General features: G+C 33.5%; 17 protein-coding genes. 7 read left to right on the forward strand and 10 right to left on the reverse strand.

Features of this window, described 5'->3' with window-relative positions; genetic code table 11:
- Positions 1-56 precede the first annotated feature (56 nt).
- The gene (locus tag NBE98_RS21460; RefSeq protein WP_250817094.1) at positions 57-1424 is read right to left on the reverse strand and encodes a citrate:proton symporter; all 1368 of its coding nucleotides are present in this window, start codon (positions 1422-1424) and stop codon (positions 57-59) included.
- Positions 1425-1699: 275 nt separating this feature from the next.
- Between NBE98_RS21460 and NBE98_RS21465 the strand changes: the two genes are divergently transcribed.
- The 4 genes from NBE98_RS21465 (at position 1700) to NBE98_RS21480 (ending at position 6127) form a co-directional block, all read left to right on the forward strand.
- Positions 1700-2614 carry a LysR family transcriptional regulator gene (locus NBE98_RS21465; protein WP_250817096.1) on the forward strand — a complete coding sequence of 305 codons (915 nt, stop codon included), beginning with the start codon at positions 1700-1702 and terminating at the stop codon, positions 2612-2614.
- 94 nt (positions 2615-2708) lie between these two features.
- On the forward strand, positions 2709-3608 hold the full coding sequence (locus NBE98_RS21470) for a LysR family transcriptional regulator (protein WP_250817097.1): 900 nt from the start codon (positions 2709-2711) through the stop codon (positions 3606-3608).
- 212 nt (positions 3609-3820) lie between these two features.
- Positions 3821-5041, forward strand: a complete 1221-nt coding sequence (locus NBE98_RS21475; RefSeq protein WP_250817099.1) for an MFS transporter — start codon at positions 3821-3823, stop codon at positions 5039-5041.
- Positions 5042-5215: 174 nt separating this feature from the next.
- Positions 5216-6127, forward strand: a complete 912-nt coding sequence (locus NBE98_RS21480; RefSeq protein WP_250817101.1) for a glycerophosphodiester phosphodiesterase — start codon at positions 5216-5218, stop codon at positions 6125-6127.
- Between the two features lie 23 nt (positions 6128-6150).
- On the opposite strand, the gene citG is transcribed toward NBE98_RS21480, so the two are convergent.
- From citG to NBE98_RS21500, 4 genes are all read right to left on the reverse strand, one after another.
- Complete coding sequence (gene citG / locus NBE98_RS21485) at positions 6151-7026, reverse strand: triphosphoribosyl-dephospho-CoA synthase CitG (RefSeq protein WP_250817103.1); 876 nt, start codon at positions 7024-7026, stop codon at positions 6151-6153.
- Between the two features lie 7 nt (positions 7027-7033).
- A complete protein-coding gene (locus tag NBE98_RS21490; RefSeq protein ID WP_250817105.1) occupies positions 7034-7729 on the reverse strand; it encodes a GntR family transcriptional regulator in 696 nt (231 codons plus the stop codon).
- Positions 7730-7849: 120 nt separating this feature from the next.
- Positions 7850-9163 (reverse strand): CitMHS family transporter, encoded by a 1314-nt coding sequence (locus tag NBE98_RS21495; protein ID WP_250817107.1) that lies wholly within the window; start codon positions 9161-9163, stop codon positions 7850-7852.
- 255 nt (positions 9164-9418) lie between these two features.
- Positions 9419-11635: a sensor histidine kinase gene (locus NBE98_RS21500; RefSeq protein WP_250817109.1), complete on the reverse strand. Its 2217-nt coding sequence runs from the start codon at positions 11633-11635 to the stop codon at positions 9419-9421.
- A 120-nt stretch (positions 11636-11755) separates the two neighbouring features.
- Between NBE98_RS21500 and NBE98_RS21505 the strand changes: the two genes are divergently transcribed.
- Positions 11756-12460 (forward strand): response regulator transcription factor, encoded by a 705-nt coding sequence (locus NBE98_RS21505; RefSeq protein ID WP_250817111.1) that lies wholly within the window; start codon positions 11756-11758, stop codon positions 12458-12460.
- On the opposite strand, the gene NBE98_RS21510 is transcribed toward NBE98_RS21505, so the two are convergent.
- Positions 12452-13537, reverse strand: a complete 1086-nt coding sequence (locus tag NBE98_RS21510; RefSeq protein WP_250817113.1) for an AbrB family transcriptional regulator — start codon at positions 13535-13537, stop codon at positions 12452-12454. The genes NBE98_RS21505 and NBE98_RS21510 overlap by 9 nt on opposite strands.
- Positions 13538-13666: 129 nt before the next feature.
- Between NBE98_RS21510 and NBE98_RS21515 the strand changes: the two genes are divergently transcribed.
- Positions 13667-14560 carry a LysR family transcriptional regulator gene (locus NBE98_RS21515; protein ID WP_250817114.1) on the forward strand — a complete coding sequence of 298 codons (894 nt, stop codon included), beginning with the start codon at positions 13667-13669 and terminating at the stop codon, positions 14558-14560.
- 12 nt (positions 14561-14572) lie between these two features.
- Entirely contained in the window at positions 14573-15559 is a 987-nt protein-coding gene (locus tag NBE98_RS21520) for a biotin--[acetyl-CoA-carboxylase] ligase (RefSeq protein WP_250817115.1), read from the forward strand.
- A gap of 11 nt (positions 15560-15570) precedes the next feature.
- Here the strand turns inward: NBE98_RS21520 and NBE98_RS21525 are convergent, their stop codons facing one another.
- The 4 genes from NBE98_RS21525 to NBE98_RS21540 all read right to left on the reverse strand — a co-directional run bounded on the left by NBE98_RS21525 (position 15571) and on the right by NBE98_RS21540 (position 18777).
- The gene (locus NBE98_RS21525) at positions 15571-16125 is read right to left on the reverse strand and encodes a biotin transporter BioY (protein WP_250817116.1); all 555 of its coding nucleotides are present in this window, start codon (positions 16123-16125) and stop codon (positions 15571-15573) included.
- 232 nt (positions 16126-16357) lie between these two features.
- A complete protein-coding gene (locus NBE98_RS21530; protein WP_250817117.1) occupies positions 16358-17209 on the reverse strand; it encodes a GNAT family N-acetyltransferase in 852 nt (283 codons plus the stop codon).
- 18 nt (positions 17210-17227) lie between these two features.
- Positions 17228-17953, reverse strand: coding sequence for an energy-coupling factor ABC transporter ATP-binding protein (locus NBE98_RS21535; RefSeq protein ID WP_250817118.1), 726 nt, complete (start codon positions 17951-17953; stop codon positions 17228-17230).
- A 32-nt stretch (positions 17954-17985) separates the two neighbouring features.
- A complete protein-coding gene (locus NBE98_RS21540; RefSeq protein ID WP_250817120.1) occupies positions 17986-18777 on the reverse strand; it encodes an energy-coupling factor transporter transmembrane component T family protein in 792 nt (263 codons plus the stop codon).
- Positions 18778-18835: the final 58 nt, after the last annotated feature.

Genomic DNA, 18835 nt, shown 5'->3' on the forward strand with positions numbered 1-18835 from the left:
ACCTTATTTTTTGGGCTCTGAAGAGGGTTAATAATAACCCTCTGCCATAAACCTAATTAAAGCACTGGAATTGCTCCAGTTATTATGAATACAAGAATATATAGTACGAAAGCTGGAAGTCCTACTGCCAAAATTGCTTTCTGATAATCTGCAAAATCTGTTTCTGTTCTGTCAACAAGTATATAAATCCATGCAATAAGTGGTGTTGCGTAGTAAGTTGCTAACGGAATCATAGCTCCTACACCCATTGCAATTGCTGGGACTCCAAAACCGGCAGCAACCTTTGCAAGTACTGGAAGTATCCCAAAGTAATATCCATCTGAGCTTAAGAAAATAAGTCCTGGAATACCTAGAATAGCTGTAAAAATAGGAATTAGATTACCCATACTAGCTGGAACTAAATTTCCTAAGCTTGTCGCAATACCTGTTCCCATACCGCTTCCATTTAAAATTCCCATAAAGAATCCTGAAGCAATTATCATTGCAGCAGCTGGCATTCCCTCTTCAAGAGCACCTGCTAGTCTTTCTTTTTGATATTTAAAATCAAAACCATAGTTAACTACAAGCGCTACAGCTAAACCAATCAAGAATAATAGAGCACTATTTGCAATTCCTGCTATTAGCATGTACATAATTACAATAGTACATATTAAGTTAAACCAGAATGCCTTTGGCCTTTTAAGTTCTGGGTCGTTATTTCTAACAGCATCGTACATTTTCTCCATATCAGCAGCAGCAATTTGAGCTGCGGTGGTTGGATTGTAACCTAACCTTGCTCTTTCTTTTTTACCAATGAAGTATGCCACTACAACAGCATAAATCATAACTACTGCCATTCCTGGAAGAAGTTTTGGGAATAACTCTGTTACGTCTAAGCTTAAAGCAGATAATACTCTTGCTAGAGGTCCTCCCCATGGGGTCATATTAAATACTGAGGTAGGCAGAGCAATAAGTATTGCAAGATATATACCCTTTATTTTGAATTGCCTATATAGAGGCATAAAAGCAGCAGTTGTTATAAGTACTGTTGAAGTTCCGTCACCGTCAAGTGATACCATAGCAGCAGTAAGTGTAGAAGCTACAATTATCTTAAGCGGGTCTCCCTTAACTAACTTTATTATTCCTATTACTAATGGATCAAATAATCCTACCTGCATCATTAAAGTAAAATAACTGCAGGCAAACAAAACCATTAATGCTGATCTCATTGTTCCTGGAGATACTTTTCCTTTATCTCCAACCTTATAGAATACCCCTTCATAAATCCAATCAAAGATTTTTACTGGTGGTATATTTGCAATTAAGCAGTAAACAATACCAAATATTATTGGTACAACAATCAACGCTACATATGGACTAAGTAATTTTTTATAGATTGCTAAAATAAAAACAAGTATGAGTATAGCACCTATCAATGTTGCCATTTTTTCCACTCCCCCAACTCCAACTTTTATTTGTTAAATAAAATATTATTTTTCATATTCCGCAGCAAATGTTAGTTTTTCTAGGGCCCTTAGAAAATGTATAACGTTTACTGTAGGTGTACAAGTTAAGTATAGAAGAATCCTGTCGAATATTCCAATTCTTTATTTTTATATTTTTCATAGCTTGTATCTATAATTTCATGCCAAATATAAAACATATATCAATATTTTATGTTATAATTAGTTAAAGTTTTATCGGATGGGATGTGATTTTATTGGAATTTAAAGATATTGAATATGCTCTTGCAATATCTAAATATCGGCATATTACAAAAGCAGCTGAATCACTTTATATAACTCAGCCTACATTAAGTACCTATATAAAAAACATGGAAAAAAGATTAGATATTGCACTCTTTAAACGTGAAGGAAATAAGATAGACTTAACCTATGAAGGTGAAATATTTATAGAAAACGGCATGAAAATACTTCAGCAGAGAGATGATCTTCTTAACAAGTTAAATGAATCCATCCACTCTGAAAAAGGAAGGTTAAAATTATCTATACCAATACTTAGAGGCAGCTATTTAATCCCAGCAATCCTCCCTATATTTCATAAGAAGTATCCAAATGTAGAAATCATCTTGTCTGAAGCTACGTCCTCGGAAGTTGAAAAAAATGTTAAGAATGGTGTAAGTGATTTAGTTATTTTTAATAAACCCTTTCGTAAGCTTTCTCTTCAGTATGAGACTATCCATAAAGAGGAACTTCTGCTTATCATGAATAAAAATCATCCTTTAGCAAACATGGGTATTACCTGTGAAGGTCTACAATATCCCTGGATTGATATAAAGCTTTGTAAGGACGAGCCTTTTATAATACAGTTTCCTAACCAGCATACAGGTGAAGTAGAAAGGCATATCTTTAAGCAGGCAGGCATAAATCCAAAAATAGCACTGGAAACAAAGAACATTGAAGCTTCTGTTCGTCTTGCCAGCTTAGGCTATGGATTAACCTTTGTTTCTGAAAGTCATATTAAACATATAACTTTACCTCAAGGTACTCTATTTTTTTCGGTAGGTAATCCCACTACAACTATGGAGGTAGTTGCTGCTTACGTAGACAAGCATGCTTTATCCAAATACGCACGAGAGTTTATTAAAATCTCAAAGGAATGCTTAAGCAAGTAACTTTTCAATATAAAGCTTTAGAAATATAATTAAAGTATATAATATTTATAGATTTAATCTATATGAAACATCACTTTTACTTTGGAGGTTTAAAATGGACTTACATTATTTGTGGCTATTTTACAAGGTTGCAAAGAACAAAAGCTTTTCAAAGGCTGCTGAGGAGTTGACGCTAAGCCAGCCTACTATTTCAATGCAGGTAAAAAAACTTGAAGCAGAGCTTGGTATAAACTTATTTGACAGATTTGGAAAGAACATTTATTTAAGCCGAGATGGAGAGTTTGTTTACAGCTATGCAGAGAAAATCTTTGAGACAGTAAAGGAATTGGAAGATCATATTGCCGCTCAAAAGGGAAAAATAATCGGAAATGTTCATATTGGTGCAAGCAATACTCCTGGGGTTCATATTCTTCCGAATTTACTTGGAGTATTCAAGAAGAACTATCCTGATATTACCACGCACCTGCATATAAGAAACACTCAAGATATTTTAAATATGATAATAACAAATCAAGTAGACTTTGCAATTGTTGGTGGAAAGTACGAGTATAAAAAAACCTTAAAGACTAAAAAATTATTTGATGACTCTATCATTCTCATTGGTTCTCCAGAAAATTCTTTAACTCAGAAGGATAGTATACTGCCTGAAGAGTTAATAGAACAGCCCTTTATAACTCACGAAGTGAACTCAAATCTTTACTATGCTGCAGAAGATATTATAAAAAATGACCTTAAGGTACCTTTTAAAACCTCTATGACACTTGGGAATATAACTGCAATAAACAATGCTGTAGCAGCAAATTTAGGTATATCCCTTGTTCCTTTTACCTCTGCAAAGCACCATCTGGAAAAAGGCATGGTAAAGAAGATTTCAGTAGAAAATAAAATCTGGACTTATCCTTTTTATATTGTTTACTACAGAGATAAAATTCTTAATTTACCTACTAAGCTTCTTATCAAAACAATAGGAGAAAAAATCAACGATTTCATTTAAACAAGAGCTATCTAGGCATCATCTACAAAAATAATTCGGCACTTAATTTTATATATAGCTATAGGGGTTATTTCTAACCCCTATTATTTTTAACAAATATTTTTACTTATCTCCCTAACTTAATTATAACATGTAAATAATGTTAAATATAGTCTTATAATTGCGTAAATTTTCCAGTAAACTTATTTTATAACTTTATGGGAGATGATGCTTTGTATAAAGACTTATTAAAAAATAGGAATTTTACTCTATTAACCCTTGGAGGATTTATCTCTTCTATAGGTGACTACCTGTACAATATAGGTGTGACAGTATATTTGTACAGCATGAGCAAATCAGTGACTGCTGTTGCTATAATGTGGCTTTCAAGAGCAGTTTTAAGGATACCCTTGTTGTACTTATCAGGTTTTATTGCAGACTCCTATAATAAAAAAACTATAATTGTAGTTACAAATCTAGCTAGCGTTATCTTTGCCTTCCTCTTTATTACCGCAAATAATCAAAAACTTTGGCTGGTTTATATTTTAGCTTTCTTGCTGCAATCCCTAAATGACGTTGATGTAAGTACCGAAACAGCTATGCTTCCTGAACTAGTATCAAAAGAAGAACTAGCTTCTTCTAATTCAATTTTCTCATTTTTAGAGTCTACAAGTATTTTTTTATCTCCTGCCATCGGAGGTATTTTATATAAGCTATACGGCAGTAATATTTTATTCATTATAAATGCTTCAAGCTTTCTAGCAGCCACCATACTGTTTAGCTTCATTAAATACAGATTTGTTAAACCAGTAAAAGCTAAGAAAAATACTGGACTTATTGAAAACGGATTAAAAGGATATAAAGTCTTTACAAAAACTTCTAATGTTAAGACCATATTTGCTATTATGAGCATATTCGCAGTATTGGGTAGATTTTATGAGACTTATAAAGTAGCTGTTTCAGATGTGTTGTTAAATATGAAGCCTGAAGGGATTATTTATTTCGATTATGCTTTGGCAATTGGTGGTCTTTCTGTGCCATTTATAATTAAGGCTATAACTAAGAGGAGTCATATAGAAATTTTTATACTTTCCACATTGGTCACTGCTGTTGGATATATTATATTTGGATACTCTCATAGCTTTATAACTACTTTTGCTATACTGATTATTTTGGGGCTTGCACAGAACATGCAAGGAATTTATTCACGGACATTGATTCAGAGCAATATACCCAAAGAATATATTGGCAGAGTGTTTTCATTTTATAAAATATTGCTTACTACCTTTGCTATTCTAGGTTTACTTGTCGCAAGCCCTTTTTACGATTTAATAGGTATAGGAAACTCTTTCTTATGTATATCATTAATCTTAATTATTTTCTGTTTGTTTCAATTTAAGTATTTGTTTAATACAAAATCAAATAATGCATTACTGTCATCGGATGAAAACTAGTAATATAAATAAATACAGTGCAATAAAAAACATCTTAGCTTACACTGGAATATATAGAAACAAATACTTCTCATAGGCCTCTATATTTTGTTCATATTTTATGATATCCTAAATATACAGAATTTAAATAATATTTTAGACAGTATCCCATAAATATACTCACAGGAGGATTTTATGAGAAAAATACTCTCCGTAGCAGCTATTATAATATCTCTTATTTTAATTCTTTTAGCTTACTTCCTCCCCCAACGCAATTCTAAAAATGTTGTTTCAACTTCATCGATTGGAAGGCTTTCTTCAACGCCTGTTGAATTTTTAAATTATAATTCAAATACTCGCTACATTGATAGTCTTTCTAAATTTATTTATGTAGCCCATCGTGGTGCTCCTCTGGCAGCAAAGGAACCTGAAAACTCTCTACCAGCATTTAAAGCTTCGAAGAAATTAGGCTTTAAGATAGTTGAAACAGATTTGCATCTAACAAAAGATGGACAATGGGTTGTAATGCATGACCATTCTTTGGATAGAACAACAACAGGTAAGGGAACAGTAAAAAGCAAGTCATTAAAATATATTAAAAAGTTAAAACTTAAGGAAGCTGAAAATGAACTTTTATTAGTACCTACAATGGACGAGTTTCTGAGTTTATGCAGTAAAGAAGCCCTTATACCTATATTAGATATAAAGCCAAATGAGGATGAAATTACTTCTGAAAACTATAATGACCTATTATTGACCTTACACAAATATAATTTATTAGACAAGTCTATCTTTACCTCTTATTCAAAAGAAGTCCTGACAGAGCTTAGAAAGCGTGATAATATAACTCCTATTGCAGTCATGATGGAGCCTTCAGAAGCTAATATAGCTTTCACAAAACAATTAGGCAATTCCTTTATGTATTTAAATCATAGTGAACTCAGTGATGCTACCATAGATCTCATAGGCAAAAATAATTTAAGATATGGAGTCTGGACTATAAATGATGAAAAGGTTGCCAAGCATTTCTTAGACAGAGGTGCAATCATGATAGTTACTGACAGCTTATTATTTCAACAGGATAATATAAATGGGTACCGAAACTAGCGGTACCCATTTTTACATTTGACCTATTTGATTATTCCTTCCAACATGCCAAGAAAAATCGTAACTGCAAGCAAATCCGCAGAACCTCCTGGACTTATATTTCTTTCTACAAAATCTCTATTCATATTTTTGAGCTTTAAAAATCCATCTGGCTGTTGTATTCCGCCCTCTAAAACAAATGTTTTAGCAAGCTTCCGAACATAAGCTAGACTTTCCATTCCACCTCTTGTAACTATGTTGGTATCTTCGCTGTCTGCCATGATGTTTAGTAGAATGTCTAGAAACAAGTCATTCATAGAAAGCTTTTTTTCACTCCTAAAAGCTCTAAGAACTTTAACGGCATTCTTTTGAATGCTAAAAAAGCCGCTTTCTACCTCCCCACGAATTCCTTTAAAGCCATATTCCATATACAACCTTTCTCCGTGAGTAAGAGTTTTCTTATTTTCTATTCCCTTAAAGTCTTTTTGGGTTAAACCACAGGTAATCTTTTTTACTTCTTCACATACCTGCTCTATATCAAATCTTCTTGCTCCAGTTTCTTTGTGAAGTTTGCCGGATACAGCACAAAGAATACCCATTGAAAATATTATTCCCTTGTGAGTGTTTACTCCATTTGTAGCCTCGAACATGTATCTTTCACATTCTATACCTGGTTTTCTCACACGATCTAAAAGCTTTGTACATTCCTCACTCTCAAATAAAAGGCCTTCGATTGCGCAGTCATATAGTCCTTTATACAAGGCTGAACTGCTTGCCATGAAAGTAAAAAAGTCCATGTCCTTATGAGCTCCTGAGTCGTCTCTATCTACAAGACCAGGCTTTGGAGTGGTGCTTACTTCATATAATATAGCTCTCTGAGCCAGTGAAGCTGCATAGTGAGCGAAATCTTCTTTTGTCATAAATATATCACCTATTTTCCTGCTGTTTCATATCTTCCATAACTACTTCAAGTGACACCTCTAAGTGTTTTTTTATTATACTGTCTATATCAGCTTTGTTTTTTTCAGCTATAGCTTTTAAGATTTCTCTATGCTCCTTAAGAGCTTTCCCTCTTCTTTCATCATCTGAGATAGATATATTTCTAAATCTTTGAAGGTATTCATTAAGTTTGCTTATCATGCTTGCCAGCCTCTTCATTTTGCTGGCTTCATAAATCTTTGAATTGAATACGCCAAACAATCTTATAACCTCTTCAACGTCTCCTTCTTTGTCCTTTTGTTCAGTTAAATCAAGAAGTTCTTCAATATCCTTAAGTTGTTTGTCAGTAATATTGTCCATAGCCTCGATTGCTGCTAATACCTCCAGGTTATGTCTTATTTTAAAAATCTCTATAACATCCTCTGCAGATATTCTTTTTATCACAACTCCAACCCTTGGAATGTTCTCTACAAGTTCTTCCATCTCAAGCATTCTTAGCGCTTCTCTAACCGGAGTTCTGCTTATATTAAGCCTCTCTGCATATTCTTTCTCTATAATTCTTTCCCCAACAGGAATTATTCCGCTTATTATAGTTTTTCTAAGTCCTTCATACACTACTTCTCTTATAGGTTTATTCTGATTAAAATTTGTATTTTGGATAAGCAAATCCATATAATTAATCATTAATAACTTCCTTTCCCTTAGCAACAAGGTAATGTTATACTACTTAGATTTTAACCAAAGTAAGTGTAATTTACAAATAAAAAAAGTTCCCGAAGGAACTTTTTTAAAGATAAGTATCTATTATAGAGGCATAACTCCTGTAATAGCTGCTGCTAATACGAAAATTATGAAAGTACCGATTGACCACTTAGCAGCAAATCTTTGCCATTCCCCCATATCTACTTCTGTTATTTGAAGTAGTAAATATATGAATGCAACAAGTGGGCTTAATAAGTGGAATGCTTGACCCATTGTTGAAGCAATACCTATTTGTAATGGAGTGAATCCATAAGTTGCACCTGTTTGTGCAAGTACTGGAAGCACACCAAAGTAGAATGCGTCATTTGATAATAAGAATGTTCCAGGGATACTGATTACAGCTGTAACAAGTGCCCAATGTGATCCAAAGGATTTTGGAACTATTGAAGCAAGGTTTAGAGCTATAGCATTAGCCATTCCTGACTCTGTAAGTATTCCCATGAATATACCTGCTGCAAGAACCATTACTATAACTTGAATTGCATTTCCAGCATGTCTCTCGATAAGTTCTCTTTGAGTCTTTAGCTTTGGATAGTTGATTATAAGAGCTAAAGCAACAGCAAGTTCAAATATAACAGCTGATGGAAGCTTGCCAGCTATTAAGAAGTACATTACTAATACAGTTAATATGAAGTTTACCCAAATAAGCTTTGGTCTTCTAAGAGCTGCTTCTTCTTCATCCATTGTAGCAGCCATTTCATCTAAAGCTGTCTCATCAATTTTAACAATTCCTAATCTCTTACGTTCTTTTAAACCTAACAAGTATGCAACAACTATACCCCAAATTACGCCAAGTACCATTCCTGGAACTAGTGGTGCAAGTATAGCTCCACCTTCAATCTTTAAAGCTGCCATTATACGAGCAGTAGGACCGCCCCATGGTAAAAGATTCATTACTGAGTTTTGCATTATAATTATAGTTGCTAAGTATAAAGGCTTTATTTTAAGCTTCTTATAAACTGGTAATAAAGCTGATGTAACTATCATTGTAGTTGTTGTTCCGTCTCCGTCGAAGGAAACTACAGCAGCTAATATTGCTGTTCCAACTAGAACCTTTAAAGGGTCACCCTTAACGGCCTTAACTATAAACTTAACTAGTGGATCAAACAATCCAACATTTATCATTATACCAAAGAAAAGAATTGCAAATAATAGCATTGTAGCAGTTGTTGTAACACCCTTAATTCCTGTAAGTGCATAGGCACCAAGCTTTGGTCCCATTCCGCCAATTAAAGCGAATATAACTGGTATTGTTATAAGTGAAGCAAATGCTGTCATTTTCTTCATCATTATTAGAACCATGAAAGTAATAACTATTCCATAACCTAGTAACGTTAATGTTGTTTGCCAAGTCATATTAACATCCTCCTAATTTTTTGTAAACGTTATTATTTGTATAACACTTAAAATTTCTCGCCGGCTTTAATATGATTATATAAAGCTAGTCCCCCTAATACAACGATTTCATAGATAATATCTTGTCAGTTCGTGTATTTTTTGTGTACTTCTTAAAATATTCTTAAAATAAGTTTAAAATAATCTTAGAGTTTATTAAAATTACAAAAGTGCTAAATCTCCTCAATAGAAATTTAGCACTTTTATTCATAACCACTAGTCTGCTATGATTTTTTTAATAGTTTCGTTTAGCTTAGTTAGCTGAATTGGTTTTGAAATACATGCATCAATAGTGTCGTTTTTTTCTAAAACCTCCAGGCTTTTATCCATATAACCTGTTATTAGAATTACCTTTATATCTTTATTAATCGCCTTAGCCTTTTCAGCAAGCTCATTTCCTTTAAGATTTGGCATCATGAAATCTGTAATAAGCAAATTAAAGTCCTTGGGGCTTTCCTCAAAAATATCCAAAGCTCTTATTGGATCTGTTTCTATAGCTATGTCACAATCCATATGCTTTAAACCTTTTTTCAATAGCTTTGTAATATTTTCATTGTCATCTACTACTAATATTTTTTTATTGTTGTAACTAAGTTTATCTAACTTTAGTTCATCCTTAAAAATATTCTGTTCTTCAAGTAAAGGCAGGTAAACCTTAAAGCTGCTTCCTTCTCCTTCCTTGCTTTCAACTGTAATAGTTCCTTGATACTTGTTTATAATACTTTGAACCACAAAAAGTCCAAGCCCTGTGCCTTCGCCAATTTCCTTAGTAGTGAAAAATGGATCAAATATTCTTTCCCTTGTTTCTTCATCCATTCCACAGCCCGTATCCTTTATTGTAATAACTGCATAGTTTTTTCCCTTTGGAATTGTTCCTGCTATTTCATGTGCTTCTTCACCAGAAACAGTATCAAGACTTATTTCAATATATCCCTTATTAACTTTAATTGCCTGATAAGCATTTGTGCAGAGGTTAAAAATAACCTGATGCAGTTGAGTAAAATTAGCCATAACCAAGCCGCAGTTCTCTTTAATATATTCGTTTACTATAACATTTTTGGGTACAATAGCTTTTAAAAGCTTGATAGTATCATTAGTAATCTCGTTTATATCAATAGGTTCAACTTTAATTATTCCATTATCCTTTCTGCTAAATAGGAGTATCTGCTCTATCAAATCCTTCCCCTTTTGAGAAGCTTTATAGATTTCATCAATCTCTTCATAATACTCTCCGTCTTTAGGTATCTGCATCAAAAGCAGCTCTGAGTATCCCAGTATAGGAGTAAGCAAATTATTTATATCGTGAGCAATCCCTCCAGCAAGAGTGCCTATCATCTTAAGCTTATGCGAGTGATAAAGCTCTGCTTCCTTTTTTCTAAGCTGCTCAGAGGTTTCGTTAAGCATCTTTAAATAACTTGTTTCCTTTTCAAGCTCCTCCTTGTTCTTTTTCATCCTAAGCAGAGCTATAACAAAGAAACATATTATTATAACTATCAAGCTCACTATGCCAACTATCTTTACAAGAAACTTATTTATAGGCTCTTGAATTTCATCGTAGGACATTGTTAAGGCTACAATCCAAAAATGATCTCCTAAATTAACAGGAGTATAAGCATTTAACTTCTTTGCCTTCTTAAGAATATTATCTCCCCACCAGTAGGAATGATAAATAGCAGTTCCTTCTTTTCCTGTAAGCTGAGAAGCTATTAAATCTTCAAGCTCTTTATAGTCTAGGTCTGGAAAAACCTGCTTTCTAGTTTCAATAACATCCATGCCAACCTGCTGCTTTACAGTATGCATTATTATTATACCGTTTTGATCCTTCACAAGAGCGTAGCCTTTTTCACCTATTCTTACTGGTTCAATAAGTTTGTCATAAATTACATTAAGATTGATTGCTGCTGAAACTATTCCCTTGAGCTTTCCCCCATCAATAACAGGCTCGTAAATATTTAGAACAAAAATATTTTTTTCCTTATCAAAGTAAGCATTGCCGATATAGGTTGTTTTCTTTTCAGCTGCAGTTTTAATATCATCGGAAACGGTTTTATCAATATTTGAAATACCTTGTGGATATCTCATCAAAACCTTCCCCTTATCATCTATAAAATAAACCGAATCTATTTCATTTCCACCAGCACCATAATAAGTTATGATTTTTTGCTTGTAATCATTAGTAGTTATGCTTTTTATAAAATCTTTATCCTGAGTAATAATCCTCATGCTATCTATAGTATCACTTATGAAAAGCTCTATACTTCTTGATATAGATCTTGAGTTTCCAAGCATATTCTGCTGCTGCTGTGTTACAATTTCTTTTCTATAGCCATCATAAATAAGGTAAATTAACGTACTTAAAATACAAAGCAAAAGTGCTACTGATGCTGCTTGTACCTTTCTGTTTTTATATCTATTTAAAAGTGTCTTTATCAATACTTTATCCTCCGTTGTAATAATGAGTTGATTTTTATAGATGTAATTTAATATAATAAGATTATATATGAAAATGTTTTAATTCAAAAGTTATAATATTATCCAAACAACGAGGTAAATATGGATCAAATAAGAATTCTTATCGTAGAAGATGAAGAACCTATAAGAAAATTAATTGCCAAAGTGCTTAATGCTGAAGGTATATTGGTTACTCAAGCAGCAAATGGTACACAAGGCTTAGATATGATAAATAAATATAAATTTGATTTGATTATTTTAGATATCTTAATGGATGATATCTCTGGTTTTGATGTGGCAAGAGAAATCAGAAAGTATAATCTCCAGATTCCAATAATCTTTTTAAGTGGTAAAAAGGAAGATGAAGATATCATTCATGGCCTTGATATTGGAGCTGACAGCTACATTACAAAACCCTTCAGTCCTTCTGTACTCTGCGCTCAAGTAAAATCACAAGTCAAGAGGCATAGGCAGATTTTAAAAGAGGATACAATCTCAAATATTATTTCTCATGGTCCTTTTAAATTTGACCAAAACAGCTATAAATTTTACAAAAATGATGATGAAATCAAGCTTTCCTCCAAAGAAACCAAGCTTATCAAGTTTTTTATGGAGCATCCAAATCACGTATTCTCAAAGGAACAGCTTTACCAAAATGTATGGGGTGATGCTGAAGTAGATGAGAACAGCATCATGGTTTATATGAAATATTTAAGAAACAAAATTGAAGATGTGCCAAGCAAACCTAAATATATCAAAAATGTATGGGGCATTGGCTATGAATTTAGTGTGAGCAGTTTAAAGTAAGCTGCTCACATACTTTATTATTATTGGGAAGAATGCAATTATACACACATATCTTGAAAGCTGCATAACAGCAACCTTTGGAGCATCTCCTCCAAGATCCTTTGCAATAAGCGCCATGTCGGATACTCCGCCAGGAGCACTTGCCAATAGTGCCGTAACTATTTCTATTCCTCCAAACTTGCTTATTAAAAAGCCTATAAGGAAATTAACAGCAATTATGCCGATTAGCATAATAAGCGCTGGTACTATAACTGTCTTAAGAGCTAGAACATCTGCATAGGTCATTCTTTCTCCTATTAGTATTCCTGCAAAAATCTGCGTTGCTCTTCTTAAATTAAGGGGCATATATCCTTTTCCAGTAAATATGTTTAAGGCACCTGCTGCCACCATTGCAAAAGTCATGGCCCCTGCTGGAATCTTTAACCTATAACCTATTAATCCCATAACTAAAGCTGCTGCCAAAGTAACTACGAGGTTTTTAGCTTTTACTTTTATGTCTAGTTTGTCTTTTTTAGCTTCTTCATTAGCTTCTGCTTGTTCACAGCATAGAACTTCTTCTCTAGCCATCTCAAGCTGATCGTTTGAATATATCTTAGAATGTATAAATTTCATCATTGGTGGAAGTATTATAAACACGATTAAAAGTCTAACCATTTGAAGTATAGCAACCTTTGAAGTATCAGCTCCCATATCGCTGCTTATAAGCGACATGTCCACAATTCCAGCTGGCGCACTGGCAAATAGACAGGTAACTAAATCAACTCCTGTAGCTCTATACATTATATATCCCATAAGAAGGTTTAAAAGTATCATGCTAACTACCATTAGTGCTGCGGGCTTAAAAATATATCTTAAATCAAGTACGTCTTTTTTGCTTATTCCTGCTCCAATAAAAGCCCCAGCGGAAATTTGAGTAATGACCTTTACATCTTGAGGCATAAAAGCCTTTCCTGTAATTACATTAAAAGCTGCTACAGCAATCATTGAGCCTACCATAGCCCCTGCTGGAACTTTAAACTTTAACGCTGTAAGTCCTCCAACAGCTCCTACAATTATAGTTAAAATTAATTCTGTCATAACCCTTACCTTTCAATCCATTAGTATTGTATTAGAACTATTAATATTGTATCATTTAATAGGCAGTATATCTAATACTATAAATTTTATAAAACCTATAGGTTTTTAACTATAAGGGAGTCACTCACTATGGATTTTCGTCAGCTTCAATATATGTTAGTAGTTGCAGAAGAAAAAAGTTTTTCCAAGGCAGCTCAAAAACTGTATATAGCTCAACCTTCTTTAAGTCAATATATTCAAAAGCTTGAACATCAGCTTGGAGTTCAGCTTTTTGATCGCTCAACAATGCCGCTTAGGCTTACCTACGCTGGAGAATTATTTGCTGAAACAGCTAAGAAAATATTAGACCTAAACAAGCAGCTCTCTCAACAGATGGAAGATATAGCAAACTTGAAAAAAGGACGCCTTACTGTTGGGCTTTCTTCATTTAGAACAACCTATATTATGCCTAAGATTCTTCCATTATTTTATGAAAAGTTTCCTGGTATAGAAATTGTTTTAGTTGAAGGAACTTCTTCTGAACTCGAAGCTTGGGTTTTAAAAGGAACAATAGATATATCTATAGCAACCCTACCCGTTGATGAAGATTTATTTTCCTATAAGCCTATTTATACAGAGGAAATTTTAGTTGCAGTTCCTCCAAAGCATCCAAGGTTTAAAAACTGCAGCTTAACAAAATTGAGTCTTATTGAATTAAAAGATGAACCTTTTATACTACTCAAACAAAATCAAAAACTCCATATTACTGCTGAAAAGCTTTGTAAAAGGGCAGGCTTTAAACCTAAGGTCGTACTTGAAAGCGAAAGCATTGAGGCAGCGCATGCCTTAACTGCTGCTGGCATAGGAATAACCTTTGTTCCTGATGTACTTACAAGATTTAATCGCATAGTCACTCCTCCGCTTTATTTTTCCATTGATGAGCTAAAATCAACAAGACAGGTAGTTGCAGCCTATCGAAAAGAAAGATATATTTCAAAGGCTGCGGAGGAATTTATAAATATAATGAAACAAGAATTAGATTAGGGAGATATTATAATGAAGCAGGAAATTTTAAAATTGCTTAAAGAAAATACTACTGGCTTTATATCAGGTCAGGATATAAGCGATAAATTAGGTGTATCACGAACTGCAATATGGAAATACATAAATCAAATTAAGGAAGATGGCTATGAAATAGAGTCTGTTTCTAAAAAAGGCTATAAAATTATTTCTTCACCTGATTTATTAACCTACGAAGAAATTGAGCCTTATTTAAACACAACTTTTATTGGAAGGAACATACTACATTTTGATTCTATAGATTCTACAAACAGCAGAGCAAAACAAATGTCAGATAGTATTGAGGCTGATGGAACTGTACTAATAGGTGAAGAACAAACTAATGGACGTGGAAGACTTGGACGCAGCTGGGTTTCTCCAAAGTATAAAGGTGTTTGGATGTCTGTTTTTCTAAGGCCTGATTTAAATCCTATGGAGGCTGTAAAGCTTACTCAAATTGCTGCAGCTGCAGTAGTTGAAGCAGCAAAGGAATTAAAAATTACTACCTTGGTTAAGTGGCCAAATGACATTGTTGTAAACCATAAGAAGATCTGCGGCATACTAACTGAGATGAGTGCTGAACTTACAAGAATCAACTATGTTGTTGTTGGCATAGGAATAAATGTTAATATTGATGAGCTTGATTTTCCAGAGGATATAAAGGAAATTGCTACTTCTCTAAAAGTAGAAACAAAGTGTTCTGTAAACAGGCAAGAGCTTGTTGGAAGAATTTTAAATAACTTTGAAAGGCTGTACTTAAAGTTTATTGAAGAAAATGATATAAAAATCTCTCTTGATATATGCAGAGCAAATTCTGCTTTGATTGGAAATGACATAATTGTTATTAAAAAAGAAGAAAATGTTACAGCTAGAGCTTTAGACATTGACGAAGAAGGAAGACTTTTGGTTCAGTATAAAGACGGCAGACAGGAATTCATTATTTCTGGAGAGGTCTCTATAAGAGGAAAAGGGAGTTATATTTAACTCCCTTTTTGCTATGCTATTGCTTTCTTAACTGCTGGCACTACTTTTATTCCAAGTGCCGCTCCTAAAATGCATTTTGCTAAGTCACCTGGAATAAATATTAACAGTCCAAATTTTAGTGCGTTTGCAAAGGTCATAGCCTTGCCTACCACATTGTTCATTACTATATATAAATACGGAACACCGATTAGATATATTACTATAGTTCCAGCAATTGAGGCAATAAACAATCTTATAAAGCTTGGCTTTGTTTCTCCTTCAGCTATCTTTCCTATAACATAGGCTCCAAAAACAAAGCCTATTACATATCCAAAGCTTGGGCTAAGCACACTTGTAACTCCTCCAGTTCCGCCTGCAAAGACCGGCAGTCCTAAAAGGCCTATAATCATATATACTAATTGAGATATAGCTCCCATTTTTGAACCTAACATAATACCAGCCAAAATTGTAAAAATCATTTGCAGTGTAATAGGTGCCGGACCTATTGGAATTTTTATAAAAGCTCCCACTGCTGTAAGCGCTGCAAATAGTGCTGCCAAAATCATTTCTTTTACATCTAATTTCATTAAAAGTTCCCCCTAGCATATGTATTGTTAACTCGGTTTGTATTTAAAGTTTACAATACGCGCACTATATTTGTCAACCTCAATTTCAACCAAGGTTGACATTATACAAAATAAAATAAAGCAGAAGCTAAATAATTATTTTATTTAACTCCTGCTCAAATTATAATTTCTATGATTTTTTTCACATGTTAATGGATATCAACATATACAGATAACATCTTGCACTACTCTACTATAAAGTTACATACATCTCATACTGGGCTATGCTATCCTTATTAAAGCCTGATTGTTTAAGAAATCCTATTATTGAAGCATTATTAGGAAAGCCTGAACTTAGTTTATCAATGTTTAGCTCCTGCGCTGCCTTTGCCAGCATGGTAGAGGCTGCACGCTTTACTCTGTGTTTTTTATCAACATAGAGGTAGCTTACTCTGTAATTTTTATTCACACTTACAGCACCAATTAACACATTATCAACAAATGCACCTAAACATAATTGGTTATCTGACATCTTTATATAGTCCAAATCATTTTGCCAATTGATATGCACATCGCTGCTTTTCTCTGCAAAGGCTTCAAATTCTTCTATTGTAAGAGTTTTAGTTTCTATTTCTGAATTTATTTTGGAATTTAGTTTACTCATATCTTTGAGAGAATAATAATATAAATCATAAATCTTTTCATAGCCAAGCTTTTTATAAAAATTAATAGCTCTATCGTTGCCAACTATAACTTCGAGAAAAAGCTGCTTACAGCCTTGCTTAACCGCTTCTTCTCTATGAAGCTCCATAAGTCTTTTACTTACACCAGTACCTCTAAATTCAGGATCTACCGCCATGGTTCCGCATCTCATAGTCTTAATACCTTCATAATTTTTAGCTCCCCCAAGTACAAGGCCAATGGGTCTTTCCTCCTTGAGAGCAATAAATGATGTAGTCATGCTATTACCTTCTGGTCCAAAAAATCTGTCTATGAACGCTTCCTTAGAAAGCTGAATCTTTATTATATAGTCTGAAAATCCAATACTAAATGCCTTGTAGACTAAATCTGTATCCACCTCTGAACATCTTTTATAATGAATCATTATATATCCCCCACTTCTTTACTTTATATTGTTAGCTGTTAAAAATTCTTCGTCATTTATTACAGCTTTATAGTCTTCATCTCTTATAACACTGTGCTCTTTAGAAAATACAATGGCACGCTTGAAAACACCTTCAACATATTCAAAATCATGTGTTGAGCAAATTAATGTTTTTCCTGCAGCATTTAACTTTAAAAGAAGCTCTCTTAAAAATCGTTTTGTCTTAGGATCCAAACCATTCATAGGCTCATCTAAAACCAAAACCTCAGGATTAAGAGAAAGTACACTAGCTATTGCAACCCTTTTCTTTTCGCCGCCACTTAAATTATATGGTGTTCTATCCTTAAGCTCCTCAATATTTAAAAGCTTGAGACAGTCATTAACTCTTAAGTCGATCTCCTGCTCCTTTAGGCCCATTTGTCTTGGTCCAAAAGCTATTTCTTCATAAACTGTGGAACAGAATAGCTGCGTCTCCGAATTTTGAAAAACAAAGCCTATTTTCTTATGAAAAAGCTTAGAAAACTTGCTATCCTGCAGTGTATTTTCATTAATCTCTTTTCCTTCAAAGCTGTAGACCCCCTGCATAGGAAAAACAATACCATTTATAAGCTTTAAAAAGGTAGACTTTCCGCTGCCGTTAGGACCAATCAAAGCCACGGCCTCTCCCTTTTGTATCCTTAAATTTATATCTTTTAGAGCATGAATCTCTTTATAATTGAAGTTCACATTGCTTAAATTTATCATAATACTATCCTCTCATATCTAATACTGGCAGTCTAAATAAAAAAATACGCTGTGATAAGGACGGCATTATAAGCTATATAAATCATATCGCCAATTCCAACCTTTATTCTTAAACCTGTGCCATATTCCCCCGTAAACCCTCTGCATTCCATAGCAGAGTATAGTTCCTCACCCATATCCTTAGATTTTAAAAATAGATTTCCAGCTATTGCTGAAAGTGAACCATACTTTTTATCATTTTTTCCAACAGACTTTAGTTTAAGTGCTTGTAGCATTTCTGCTGCTTCTTCTCCCAAAATATATATGTATCTTAAAGTAAGCTCCAGCACAAGTATGAATATATCAGGAATGAAAAACAGCTTTAGAGCCTTGGAGAGCTCATTCCATCTTGTACTGTAAGAAAGAATATTAGCTAAAACTATTGTAGTAAAAACTTTTATTATCATTAGCACACTATTTTCTAAATTTCCCATAAGTATAGAAGGCATAAGCATTACAGCTGTAAATAGTGAAAATATTGTTACAGTTAAAAATATCCTTTTATAGTCCTCTTTCTTTAATAAAAGCAGACTAAGTAAAGTAAAAACGCAAACTAAACCTAAAAATAATTTACTTCTAGATAACGAAACAAAAACTATCACTGCAATAGTAAACGGAAGCTTTAGGATTGGGCTTAATTTATAAAAGCCTTTAGCCTTAATCTTCGAGTCTTCTTTCTTAATTTTAGAAAGCACCTTTAATATTGAAAATATACTCTTATCAACAAACTTGTCCTTATCCTCCTGAGGACTATAGTCATCTTCTTTAAAAAGCCACTCACCCAATGTTTCACCACCAATTCTGACATTAACTATAAGTATTATATCATACCAATTTGCTATT

The sequence above is a fragment of the Clostridium swellfunianum genome (assembly GCF_023656515.1).
GTDB lineage: Bacteria > Bacillota > Clostridia > Clostridiales > Clostridiaceae > Clostridium_AT > Clostridium_AT swellfunianum.

What these genes read in the sequence shown, in the direction of transcription:
- NBE98_RS21510 (WP_250817113.1), bottom strand. Translation starts at nt 13,537, where the DNA reads ATGACAGAATTAATTTTAACTATAATTGTAGGAGCTGTTGGAGGACTT.
- NBE98_RS21495 (WP_250817107.1), bottom strand. Translation starts at nt 9,163, where the DNA reads ATGACTTGGCAAACAACATTAACGTTACTAGGTTATGGAATAGTTATT.
- NBE98_RS21515 (WP_250817114.1), top strand. Translation starts at nt 13,667, where the DNA reads ATGGATTTTCGTCAGCTTCAATATATGTTAGTAGTTGCAGAAGAAAAA.
- NBE98_RS21530 (WP_250817117.1), bottom strand. Translation starts at nt 17,209, where the DNA reads ATGATTCATTATAAAAGATGTTCAGAGGTGGATACAGATTTAGTCTAC.
- NBE98_RS21535 (WP_250817118.1), bottom strand. Translation starts at nt 17,953, where the DNA reads ATGATAAATTTAAGCAATGTGAACTTCAATTATAAAGAGATTCATGCT.
- NBE98_RS21520 (WP_250817115.1), top strand. Translation starts at nt 14,573, where the DNA reads ATGAAGCAGGAAATTTTAAAATTGCTTAAAGAAAATACTACTGGCTTT.
- NBE98_RS21460 (WP_250817094.1), bottom strand. Translation starts at nt 1,424, where the DNA reads ATGGCAACATTGATAGGTGCTATACTCATACTTGTTTTTATTTTAGCA.
- NBE98_RS21505 (WP_250817111.1), top strand. Translation starts at nt 11,756, where the DNA reads ATGGATCAAATAAGAATTCTTATCGTAGAAGATGAAGAACCTATAAGA.
- NBE98_RS21525 (WP_250817116.1), bottom strand. Translation starts at nt 16,125, where the DNA reads ATGAAATTAGATGTAAAAGAAATGATTTTGGCAGCACTATTTGCAGCG.
- NBE98_RS21490 (WP_250817105.1), bottom strand. Translation starts at nt 7,729, where the DNA reads ATGATTAATTATATGGATTTGCTTATCCAAAATACAAATTTTAATCAG.
- NBE98_RS21470 (WP_250817097.1), top strand. Translation starts at nt 2,709, where the DNA reads ATGGACTTACATTATTTGTGGCTATTTTACAAGGTTGCAAAGAACAAA.
- NBE98_RS21480 (WP_250817101.1), top strand. Translation starts at nt 5,216, where the DNA reads ATGAGAAAAATACTCTCCGTAGCAGCTATTATAATATCTCTTATTTTA.
- citG (WP_250817103.1), bottom strand. Translation starts at nt 7,026, where the DNA reads ATGACAAAAGAAGATTTCGCTCACTATGCAGCTTCACTGGCTCAGAGA.